This is a genomic window from Winogradskyella sp. PE311 (assembly GCF_046545555.1).
Classification (GTDB): domain Bacteria; phylum Bacteroidota; class Bacteroidia; order Flavobacteriales; family Flavobacteriaceae; genus Winogradskyella.
In genome coordinates this window covers 1,685,216-1,697,504 of sequence record NZ_JBHZTH010000001.1, presented here as the reverse complement: position 1 = coordinate 1,697,504, position 12,289 = coordinate 1,685,216, and the positions used below count along the sequence as shown (strand labels likewise).

Genomic DNA, 12,289 nt, shown 5'->3' with positions numbered 1-12,289 from the left:
TAAAAGTATAAATATACGGCAAGTGTAAAATCTAACTGCTAATTTTTAGTTAATTCAAGTCCCAATACTAATATTCTAGAATTCCCTCTTTATATTTACTAGCTTTGAAACAAAACCAACAAACATGCGTCATTTATTTTCTTTTCTATGCATTACTTTATTCGCACTGACTTTCACCTTTGCGCAAAATATTAAATCACCTAGTGAGTTTTTAGGATATGATATTGGTACTCAATTTAGTCGTCATCATCAAGTAGTAGACTATTTTAAGTCTGTTTCAGAAACTCTTCCTAATCAAGTAATACTAGAAACCTATGGGAAAACTAATGAGCGCAGGTCATTATACTTAGCTTATGTGTCTAGTGAAGAAAATTTAAAAAATCTCGAAATCATTCGAGAAAATAATTTAAAAAATGCTGGATTGCTTGAGGGCAGACCAACTTCAACAGAAGTTGCTATCGTTTGGCTAAGTTATAATGTACACGGCAACGAAGCCTCTAGCAGTGAAGCTTCCATGCTAACTTTGTATAAACTTTTAACTGAACGAAAAGAATTACTAAAAAATACTATTGTAATTATCGATCCTTGCATTAATCCAGATGGTCGCGATCGCTATGTCAATTGGTATAATGAAACTGCGAGCCAACCCTACGATATAGACCAACAGGCCTCTGAGCACAAAGAACCTTGGCCAGGCGGAAGACCAAATCACTATTTATTTGATTTAAATAGAGATTGGTTATGGGCCACACAAACAGAAAGTACACTTAGACTAAAAGCCTATAATAAATGGATGCCTCATATCCATGTAGATTTTCATGAGCAAGGTATAAATGAACCTTATTATTTTGCACCTGCGGCAGAACCTTTTCATGAAATCATCAGTGATTGGCAGCGCGATTTTCAAACAGAAATCGGAAAAAATCACACAAAATATTTTGATGCTGAAGGCTGGCTATTTTACACAAGAGAGCGCTATGATTTATTCTATCCAAGCTATGGTGATACATATCCAACTTACATGGGTGCTATTGGCATGACCTACGAACAAGGTGGACATGGTAGAGCAGGTTTAGGAATTTTAAATGATGAAGGACATGTTTTAACTTTAGTAGAACGTTTAACACATCATACAACTACCGGCCTATCTACAATAGAAATGGCTTCGAAAAATGCAACAAAATTAAATTCTGAATTTGCGAAGTTCTTTGATAATTCAGACTTAAAATATAAGAGTTATGTTCTTAAAGGCAATGAAGATAAACTAAACAGCCTTAAAAAATTATTAACTAAACATGAGATAGTTTACGAAAACCCAACAAGTAGTAAAGTCTCAGGATACGATTACAATAGTGGAAAGCAAGGAAGTATGTCCGTAAATCCTAATGCATTAGTTGTTCATACTAGTCAACCTAAAGGTAAAATGGTAAAAGTACTTTTTGAACCTAATGCCAAACTTTCTGATTCATTAACCTATGATATCACAGCTTGGTCTTTACCTTATGCTTATGGCCTAGACGCTATTGCTAGTAACTCTAAAGTAGCGAGTAGCAAACAATTTGAGCGCTCAGAATTTCAAGTAATGTACGAAGCTTATGGCTATGTTAGCAAATGGAATTCTCTTAAGGATGCACAATTTTTAGCAGACTTATTAAAAAATAAGTTTAAAGTACGGTTTACAGAACGATCTTTTAGTTCTAATGGCAAAAAGTTTGAACGCGGTTCTTTAATAATTACAAAAGGTGATAATGCTCATCTAAGCGATTTTTTAGGCAACCTAAATAACCTAGTGAGTAAACATTCTCAACCTTTAACTAAGATTAATTCTGGATTTTCTCAAACCACCCCAGATATTGGTTCACCAGATATTAAGCTTATAAATAATCAAAAGGTAGCCATACTTTCTGGAGATGGCACATCTTCTTTAAGTTATGGTGCTATCTGGCACTTTTTTGAACAGCAATTACATTACCCATTAACATCAATAAATACAGATAATTTTAGCAGTACTAATTTAAGTAAATACAATGTTTTAATTCTACCTAATGGCTATTATGGAAGTGTTTTAAATGATGCTAACATGAAGAAACTTAAAAACTGGGTACGTTCTGGCGGAAAGGTTATTGCTATTGATGGTGCTTTAAGAAGTTTTGCTGGTAAGGAAGGATTTAGCTTAAAGTACAAATCATCAGATACTGATACTTCTAATAATAACGTCGAAAATAATAATTTAACGCCATATGCAGATAGAGAACGTGAGTACACTAACAACCTCATCACAGGTGCTATTTTTAAAACTAAAGTAGATCATACACATCCTATGGCTTTTGGTTATGATAACGATTACTTCTCTTTAAAGTTAGGAAGTTCTGCTTATAACTTATTAGAAAGCGGTTATAACGTGGCACACCTAAAAGACACTAAAGTATACTCCGGCTTTGCAGGAAAAAACGCACTCAAAAACCTAGATAAAACCTTAGTGTTTGGTGAAGAACGTATGGGCAGTGGAAGCTTTATTTATATGGCAGACAATCCAATGTTTAGAAGCTTTTGGGAAAACGGAAAACTATTTTTAGTCAACTCTATTTTCTTTGTTAATAATAATGCTTTTGAATTGTAATTTTCTGTCTCCTCGAGCGCGGTCGAGAGTTTAAAATATTATAAAAATAAAATAGGCCTCGACTGCGATCGACCTGACAGACGAAAAATAAATATCAATCATGAAACACATCAAACCACTAATCCTAGGGCTTTTCGTTTTAGCTACACTTTACACATGCAAACAAGACAATAGCACAGAATCATCACCAGAGTTTAAAGTCGATTATGAAAAATTCACTTTAGATAATGGTTTAAAAGTTATTCTTCATGTTGATAAATCAGATCCAGTAGTTGCTGTATCATTAACGGCGCATGTAGGTTCAGCAAGAGAAATTGAAGGGCGTACAGGATTTGCACACCTATTTGAACATCTCTTATTCTTAGAATCAGAAAATCTTGGCAAAGGAGGATTAGACCAAATGAGTGCGCGTATTGGCGGTTCTGGGGCAAACGGCTCTACCAATAGAGATCGAACCAATTATTTACAAACAGTTCCAAAAGATGCTTTAGAAAAAATGATTTGGGCAGAAGCAGATAAACTGGGCTACTTTATTAACACCGTAACTGATCCAGTTTTAGCCAAAGAAAAACAAGTGGTTAAGAATGAAAAACGTCAGTCTGTAGATAATAGACCTTATGGACATAATCAATATGTAGTTGATAGTAACCTCTACCCAAAAGGGCATCCTTACAGTTGGCAAGTTATTGGCTCTTTAGAAGATTTACAAAATGCAACATTACAAGACGTCAAAGATTTCTTTAATCGCTGGTATGTTCCAAATAATGTGGTACTTACTATTGCAGGAGATTTAGATGTGGAGCAAACTAAAACTTGGGTAAAAAAATATTTTAATGAAATCCCACGAGGTAAAGACATACCTGTTTTGGCAAAGCAACCTGCGGTTTTAGAAAGCTCTAAACATTTGTATTATGAAGATAATTTTGCACGTGCACCACGTCTCACAATGGTTTGGCCAGGTGTGCATCAATATCACGAAGATTCTTATGCTTTAGATGTATTATCTCAATATTTAACACAAGGTAAGAAAGCGCCTTTGTATAAAGTTTTAGTTGAAGATGAACAACTTACAAGTTATGTTGGCATGGGTGGCTACAATTCTGAAGTTTCTGGCCAAATACAACTTAGTGTAACAGCCTTTGATCAAATTAACTTAAATACTGTTGTAAAAGCCATTAATAAAGGTTTTGATTCTTTTGAAGCTAATGGAATTTCTAAACAAGACTTAAATAGAATTAAGGCCGGACAAGAAACTAATTTCTACAACGGGTTATCGAGTGTTTTAGGTAAAGGAGCACAGTTAACACAATATGAAATTTTCGCAGGTGATGCTGGTTTTATTAGTAAAGATGTGGAGAATATTTTAGCTGTAACTCCAGAAGACGTAATGCGTGTTTATAATACTTACATAAAAGATAAGAATTATATAGCGACAAGTTTTGTACCTAAAGGACAACAACAACTTACTCTAGTAAATTCCCAACTAGCAGCAGTAGTAGAAGAAAAAATTATTGATGGTGCAGAAGAGTCTTTTGATGCGTCAATCGCAGCAACCTACGAAAAAACACCTTCTAGTTTCGATAGAAGTATAGAACCAGATTATGGAGAAAGTCCAGATGTAAAAGTTCCTGAAGTTTGGAAACAAAGTTTAGATTCTGGTATAAAAGTTCTAGGTATAGAAAATAGTGAAGTGCCGTTGGTACAGTTCGAAATTCAAATTGACGGTGGGATGTTACTAGAAAACAAGGATAAAATCGGTGTATCTAATCTATTAGCCGATTTATTAACCAAAGGGACTAAAACAAAAACGCCAGAACAATTAGAAAATGAAATTGAAAGTCTAGGTGCTAACATAGGTGCTTATGCAACAAATGACGCTATTTATATAAATGGTAATACGTTATCAAAGAATTTTGAAGCTACTATGACCTTAGTCAGTGAAATATTATTAGAACCGCGTTGGGACGAAAACGAATTTCAGCTTATAAAACAAAGTACAAAAAGTAGTATTCAACGTCGTGAAGCAAATCCTAATGCTATTGCTCAGACTGAATTCAACAAATTACTTTATGGCGAAAATCATATCCTATCTAATAGTAATAGTGGCACTGAAGCTTCTGTAGAAGCGATAACTATAGACGATTTAAAAACATATTACAACAATTATGTTTCTCCTACTTTAGCTAAAGTTCATATTGTTGGTGATATTTCTCAAGATGAAGCTCTATCTACTTTAGAAACATTAAATAAAAATTGGGAAGTAAAAGAAGTTGTTATTCCAGAACTTCCTGAAGTTGCTGCACCAACTGCATCAAAAATTTACTTTTATGATGTACCAGATGCTAAACAATCCGTATTGCGCTTTGGTTATCCTGCTCCTAAAGTAACGGATGATGATTACTTTGCTGCAACGGTTATGAATTACCGCTTAGGTGGTGGTGGTTTTGCGTCACAACTTACGCAACAACTAAGAGAAGGTAAAGGCTACACCTATGGTATTAGATCAGGCTTTCGTGGAAATGATAAAGTGGGTAGTTTTAGCATTTCTAGTGGTGTAAGAAGTAATGTTACTTCAGAATCTACTGCTTTAGTTAAATCTATTTTAGAAAACTACGGTGATAATTATGATAGTAACGACTTAGAAGTCACAAAAGGTTACACCTTAAAAAGTGGTGCACGTGCTTTTGAAACTCTCGGAGCTAAATTAAATATGCTCTCTAATATCAGCAATTATGGCTTCCCAGATGATTACGCAAAACAACGCGAAACCATTGTTAAAAATTTAACCGTTAGCGATATAAAGGGGCTTGCAAATAAATTTATTAAACCCGACCAAATGATTTATCTCGTTGTTGGTGATGCCAAAACACAATTAGATAAATTAGAAGGACTAGGATTTGGAAAGCCTATTTTGATAAATGGTAAGGATCCTAATTTAAAACAGTAATTAGGACATATATACGGCTGTGTACGTTGTATTGAATTTAGAGGCAATTAATTACAAAATATGATTTCACTATATTTAACTACTAACTAAATCAATACATTATGAAACTAGGAGCATTCTCAATAAGCCTTGCTGTAAAGGACATTAAGGCGTCAAAAGTATTCTATGAATCTTTAGGTTTTTCAGTTTTTGCTGGAGATCTTGAAAAGAACTATCTCATAATGAAAAATGAGTCTTCTTTAGTTGGGTTATTTCAAGGCATGTTTGAAAACAATATCCTAACCTTTAATCCTGGTTGGGACCAAGACGCAAATACATTTGAAAATTTTGATGATGTTAGAGCTATACAAAAACATTTAAAATCTAAGGATATCACTTTTGCCAGTGAGATAGACGAAACTTCTGAATCTGGACCAGCAAGTTTTGTGGTTCTAGATCCAGATGGTAACGCTATTTTAGTAGATCAGCATGTATGAGTTGTAAAGCGCAAACTTTTATTAGATTATTCTAATACATAGAATTGCTGCACACCTGATTCGGAAGAGTTTCCTTCCGCATCCTTAGTAACTACGTTCCAATAATAAATATTTCCTGGTGCTACAGATACATTTAATTGACTTGAAGAAATATTATTAGCATTCACAATAGGTGGATTAGCAGTGCCAAAATACACATCATAAGCCACAATATCATTGTCAACATCACTTCCGCTCCATTGCAATGTTACCGAATTGGTTGAAGCAATAGACTGGGACATACTAGGCGCGATTATATTCGCAGGAAAGGGAGGATATGTTTGTATTCCAGGACCAGCATTATAAAAATTCCATACTGCGCTTGTTTTTACTTCATTTTGAATATTATAGTCTACAAACCATCTAAAAGCAACCGCACGCTCTATAGTTACAGGAAAAATAAAATCTTCTGTTTCATAGACATTAACATCACCCGACGCTAAATTTTCAATGCTTAGTATATAATTATCCGCATTATTATTAGGTTCCCACTCAAAAAAGACTGTACTCTCCGTTGGTGTAGGATTTGTTCCTTCATTACATAACTCATCTTCATACGGAAAAACCAAAAAGACTGGAGTCTGAGGATCCAAGTTTGGATTTACAATTGGTCCATCATCCGTAGTATCCTTACATCCAAGAAGGAGTAGTACCAAATAAAATATATTAATTACCTTTTTCATAATTTTAGTTCTTTAATATCTTATAAGTCAATTTTTCTAATGACGTCTCTAATGTCATAAAAAATATTCCTGAGGATAATTCACTGGTATCCAATGTCATAATTCGACCTCTATTTTCTATTTCGTTACTTAATACTAACTGACCAACGGATGAATAAACATGAATCTTAATGACCCCCCCTTCCTTACCATCAAAAATATTAATACGATGATTAAACGGATTTGGAAAGACTTGAAATCCAATTCCACTAAATATTTTTTCTTCAAAAATACCTTGACAATCTAAGTCTGTACTTACTTTTAAATTGTTTATTCCTGGTTGTAAGTCTAAAACAATAGACGAATTGTGGGTCGTAAAAATTGAGCTATTAAAATGAATTTTATAACTAGAACTTCCATTCATATCTAACGCAATCTTACTTCCAAATGCTGTTCTACTTGCAAAAACCTCTAGTGGTTCTGGTTGAGTTATAACAATAGTGTAGCAACTTTGATAACTTGGCCATTCTGCAACAGTAATACACATTTCATAAGTATCTGCTAACAGATTTAATATATCTATATCATTTGTAAAATTGTACTGTTGGTTAAACACTTCTCCTGTACCTTCCATTATTTGTGTACCAATTAGTGTGACCGTATAATTATAAAGTTCTAGGGCTTCAATTGTAATTTTTCCATTATTGCTGTTTAAACATGTCTCACCTGTAATTAAAATGGAGAAGTTATTATTTGGTAAATCAATAATCGGACAACCAAATAAATCAACTGGAGCTCCAAATTCTGTATTTGGGCAAAGATCATCTTCATTTGGCACACCATCATTATCTGCATCTTCACATATAACTTGGTAGGTTGCAGAATCGTCTTTAATCCAATCATCAAAGGTACCGTCAACATTATCAATTATTATAACAGGATCATCAACTAAAATACAACCTAATGCAGGATTGTCTGTCGCATTAAATATCTGCAGATTAGCATTATTACCATTTTGTAAATTAAGCTGATCACCAACCAAGTTATTAGATTGACAAAATAACACCTCCAAAATGGGGTTTAAAGAAAAATCTAAACTAGAAATTTGATTTAATGCACAGTTTAAATCTTCTAAGTTTACAAGCCCATTAGTACTTAATTGGCTGAGTAAATTATCAGAAACATCTAAGTCAACAATGTTAATATTATTATCTAAATTTAACTGTTCTATGCTGTTGTTAGATAAATTTAAATCCATCAAATTTGGTAATAATGAAATATCTAACTCTGTAAGCAAATTATTTGAAGCATTTAAATTTACTAGTAGTATATTATTACTTAAATCAACTTCAGTAACAGAATTTTCATTAATATTTAATGATGTTAAGTTTATAAAATCTGCCAAACCTGTTAGGTCTGAAATTTCTAAGCTTGAAATATCTAAAAAATTCACATCTTCAATATTGGCTGTTATTACATAATCATCAAGTGGACCTGCGTCATAACCTAAATCAATTAAAGCTTGTTCAAAATTATTATCTGGTACATAGGTCTCTCCAAAAAAGCAATTTATAGCAAATTGTGCTATTGAATCGACACTCCACATGGCACCCATAGGTACTGCACCATCGTCAGTTTCAATACAAATTAAATCTGGATTATTAACAGCATTGAGGTTCTCTAAAATTAGGTTTTGGCCATTTCTTATATTTAAAACCTGTAATAAATTTGATTCACAACTTATATTAGTTAGAAATTGATTTTGTTGAAAATCGAGCTCTACGATTGTGTTGTTATCAATATTTAATTCTTGTAAGGATAAAATCGTACTAGGAAAAAAAGCTGTCAATATATTATTTGAAATATTCAACTCTGTTAAGTCTGAATTTGATTCTAAGTCAATACTAGCGATGGCATTATTTGAACAATTAAGGGTTGTTATCAAAGAATTATTTGATACGTCCAATATGGTAATTAGATTATTAGAACAATCTACATTTAATAAATTAACATTTGCACTTAAGTCAATATCGTTGATCACATTATTAGAACAATTTAATTCTTCTAATGCATTGAAATCTTCGATTCCGGTAAGGTCTGCAATCGCATTTCCATTGATATCTAAAAATAAAACAGTATCTATATTTGCAGTAGGTACAAAATCATCTAATGGCAGCGAATCGTAGCCCAAATCGATTAATGCTTGTTCAAAATTATCATCTGGCACATAGGTTTCTCCAAAATTACAATCTATGTTATACTCTGTTGTATCGTCTTTAACCCAACCTACACCAATGCTATTTATATCGTCAACTTGTATACAGCTTAAATCACTGTTACCTGTAGAATTGAAATTCAGAATTTCTGTATTTATACCATTTTGAATATTGACAAAACTTAATGTATTATTCGATATATTTATTGAAATAGATTCTGGACAGAATTCGGTCTGATTAGATTGAAACTCGCATGAAGCAATAGCCATAGTGCTTAAATCTAAATCACCGACAAGTTGATTGTTACTTACATTTAAAGTTTTTAAAGTCTCTAAGTTATTTGACAGTGTTAAGGTTAATAATTCATTTGAATTACAATTAATTTCAACTAAATCAACATTATCACTTAAATCTAACTCTGTTAATTCATTACTTCCACAAGATAAAAACTTGAGTAATGCATTAGTATTTAAATCTAATTGATTGATGTCATTAAAATCACAATTTAAGTTTTCTAAAAGTGTGTTGGCAGATACATCTAGTTGCGACAAACTATTTTGAGATACTAAGGCCTCTACTAAATCCAAATTATTTAATAAATTAATATTTGAAATTTGATTAATAGAAATAGAGAGGAAAGTTAAGGCTATGTTGCTAGTTACATTAAGTTGGGTTAACTCATTAGATCCACAATTTAATGTTACCAATCCTTCATAGTTATTAACTAGTAAGTTAGATAAATTATTATTTGCGCAACTTAAACTTGTTAAGGTTGTGTTATTTACTCCAATTGTTGTTAAATCGTTAAGTTCGTTACTATCACAATTTATATCTTCTAAAACTGTATTACTACTTATATCTAAATTTGACAAGTCATTATTGGAACAATTTAATGTTTGTAGAAGTGTGTTATTATTTATATTAAGAATAGTTAAATTATTACTGGCACAATCCAATAGTTCTAAATTAGTATTTTGAGATGTATCTAGATCATTTAAATTATTACCAGCACAATACAACTCTTTTAAATTTATTGTTCCTGCAGTATTAAATAAGCCATTGGGATTATTAATATCGTTTGTAAGAAGATAGTTAGAACTACAGTTTAAACGCTCTAGATAAATCATATTGCTAACATCTAAAGCATCCAAAAAATTACCACTACAATTCAATTCCATAAGTGATTGAAAATCTCTAATTCCTGTTAAGTCAGAAATACTCTTATCACTGACATCTAAATCTGTGATGTGCTCAATATTTGAAGTTAGTACCTGAGCATCTATAACATTGTCATATCCTAAATCAATTAGTGTTTGTTCAAAAAAAGCATCGGGTATTGCCGTAAAACGATTATTGTAACAATCACCATTGTAAGCTGCCAAATCATCTTTTTGCCATGTACCAGGAATATTTCCAATAGTAGCATCATCTATATTAATGCAGAATAAATTTGGGTTATTAACAGCATTAAAATTTATCAATGCAGCATTATTTCCATTTTCAATATTTAGGTTTAATAAGGCATTGTCATTACATAATAATGTAACTAAAGCAGTATTAAATGTCATGTCTAGACTTTCGATTTGATTACTAGAACAATCCAAACTAACTAGTGCTGTATTGGCGTTTAAATCTAAAGCTGATAAATTGTTATTTGAACAATTTAAATCTTGTAAGGCTAAAAAATCTTGAATCCCTGTTAAATCACCTATAGCTAGTCCTGAAATATCTAATGGAGTTGCTAGTGTATTAATATCAGCTGTTGCTACAAAGTTGTTTAGTGTGTTATCCGAATCAATCCCTTGGTCTATTAAAGCTTGTTCAAAATTATCATCTGGTATATATGTACCACAATCTATATTATAGGATGCTGTTGCATCTTTTTGCCAACCCACAGCAGCGTCTGAAAATACTATATCATCTACTTTAATACAGAATAAATTTATATTGTTTGTAGCATTAAAACTGGTAATTAAAGTATTACTTCCGTTGTTGATATTTAGTGAGAATAAGTTATTATTATTACATAATAAATTAACTAATGCTGTATTTGAAGTTGTGTTTAAAGTTTCTATCTGATTAAATGAGCAGTCTAAATCACTTAATAAAACACTATTACTAATATCCAAATTAGTTAATTCATTGTTTGAACTATTTAATAGTGTTAAAGCATTATTATTACTTAAATCTATCGTATTTATTAAATTATTTGAACAATTTAAAATTGTTAAGGCTGTATTAATATCTAAATCTAAAATCGATAAACTATTATTTGAAACATCTAATTGCTCCAACAATGTGTTATTAGAAAGATCTAAACTTTCAATAGTATTTATGCTACAGTTTAAAGTTTCTAAGGCTATAAAATCTTCAATTCCGGTTAAATTAGAAATGGATGTATTAGATACATTCAAATCTGTAAGTGTATCTATGTTTTCAGTTAACACCAAATTATCTAATGTATCATCATGACCCAAATCAATTAAAGCTTGTTCAAAATTATCATCTGGTACATAGGTATAAATATCTACACAGGTATTATCACTATAATAAGCCCAATCATCTTTTATCCATCCTGTTGGCGTAAAACCAGTATCGATTTGTATGCAGAATAAATCAGGGTTTTCAGAAGCGTTAAATAAAAACACTAAATCATTGTAACCATTTGCCATAATTAATGAACTCAATTGATTACGAGAAACATTGACTGTTGCCGAACCTTGACATACTGTTACTGGGTCAGATTGAGGGTTAGGGCAAACTACTGAATTAATACTGCTTAAATCTAAACTTATCAAGGCATTATTTGAAGCATCAAGGTTTTTTAAAACTGTATTTGCTGATAAATTTAATGTAGTAATTTGGTTTGAAGAGCAGAACAAACTCTCCAAGTTCACATTATTGATTACATTTAATTCGCCTGTAATTCTGTTATTTGAAACATTTAATAATTCTAAGTTAAAATTTAAAGACACATCAACGGTCTCAATTCTATTATTATTGCACACCAGTATTTCTAGACTTGTAAAATCCTCTATACCTTCAATATTTACGATCTCTAAATCTATTATACTTAGAGTAGCAACACTATTGACTCTATCTGTAAGAACCAAGTTATTATTTGCAATACCATCACCCATACTATTGGGATCTCCGAGGTTAACTAAAGATCCGTTTGCTGAATGTGTTTCTAAATAATCTTCAAAATTATCATCTGGGACTACTGTAGTTTGTCCATGAGCTAAGGTTGATAGAATGGATATAGCAAAAATTAATATTAGAAAATTACATTTCATAAAATTAATATGTTTTAGACCTTTTATTAATTA

The 12,289-nt window shown here is 31.8% G+C and carries 5 protein-coding genes; 3 read left to right on the top strand and 2 right to left on the bottom strand.

What is annotated here, in order from left to right:
• Positions 1-124: 124 nt before the first annotated feature.
• The 3 genes from ACFWU4_RS07260 to ACFWU4_RS07250 all read left to right on the top strand — a co-directional run bounded on the left by ACFWU4_RS07260 (position 125) and on the right by ACFWU4_RS07250 (position 6,043).
• Positions 125-2,620, top strand: a complete 2,496-nt coding sequence (locus tag ACFWU4_RS07260) for a M14 family metallopeptidase (RefSeq protein WP_411126305.1) — start codon at positions 125-127, stop codon at positions 2,618-2,620.
• Between the two features lie 100 nt (positions 2,621-2,720).
• Entirely contained in the window at positions 2,721-5,567 is a 2,847-nt protein-coding gene (locus tag ACFWU4_RS07255) for a M16 family metallopeptidase (RefSeq protein WP_411126303.1), read from the top strand.
• Between the two features lie 101 nt (positions 5,568-5,668).
• Complete coding sequence (locus ACFWU4_RS07250) at positions 5,669-6,043, top strand: VOC family protein (RefSeq protein WP_411126301.1); 375 nt, start codon at positions 5,669-5,671, stop codon at positions 6,041-6,043.
• A gap of 26 nt (positions 6,044-6,069) precedes the next feature.
• Here ACFWU4_RS07250 and ACFWU4_RS07245 read toward each other — a convergent pair whose 3' ends face one another.
• Together ACFWU4_RS07245 and ACFWU4_RS07240 are read right to left on the bottom strand one after the other, a co-directional pair.
• Positions 6,070-6,765: a hypothetical protein gene (locus tag ACFWU4_RS07245; RefSeq protein ID WP_411126299.1), complete on the bottom strand. Its 696-nt coding sequence runs from the start codon at positions 6,763-6,765 to the stop codon at positions 6,070-6,072.
• A gap of 4 nt (positions 6,766-6,769) precedes the next feature.
• Positions 6,770-12,256: a T9SS type A sorting domain-containing protein gene (locus ACFWU4_RS07240; RefSeq protein ID WP_411126297.1), complete on the bottom strand. Its 5,487-nt coding sequence runs from the start codon at positions 12,254-12,256 to the stop codon at positions 6,770-6,772.
• Positions 12,257-12,289 lie beyond the last annotated feature (33 nt).

Excerpts from the sequence above, each read along its gene's own strand:
- ACFWU4_RS07255 (WP_411126303.1), top strand. The coding sequence starts at position 2,721 with ATGAAACACATCAAACCACTAATCCTAGGGCTTTTCGTTTTAGCTACA.
- ACFWU4_RS07240 (WP_411126297.1), bottom strand. The coding sequence starts at position 12,256 with ATGAAATGTAATTTTCTAATATTAATTTTTGCTATATCCATTCTATCA.
- ACFWU4_RS07260 (WP_411126305.1), top strand. The coding sequence starts at position 125 with ATGCGTCATTTATTTTCTTTTCTATGCATTACTTTATTCGCACTGACT.
- ACFWU4_RS07250 (WP_411126301.1), top strand. The coding sequence starts at position 5,669 with ATGAAACTAGGAGCATTCTCAATAAGCCTTGCTGTAAAGGACATTAAG.
- ACFWU4_RS07245 (WP_411126299.1), bottom strand. The coding sequence starts at position 6,765 with ATGAAAAAGGTAATTAATATATTTTATTTGGTACTACTCCTTCTTGGA.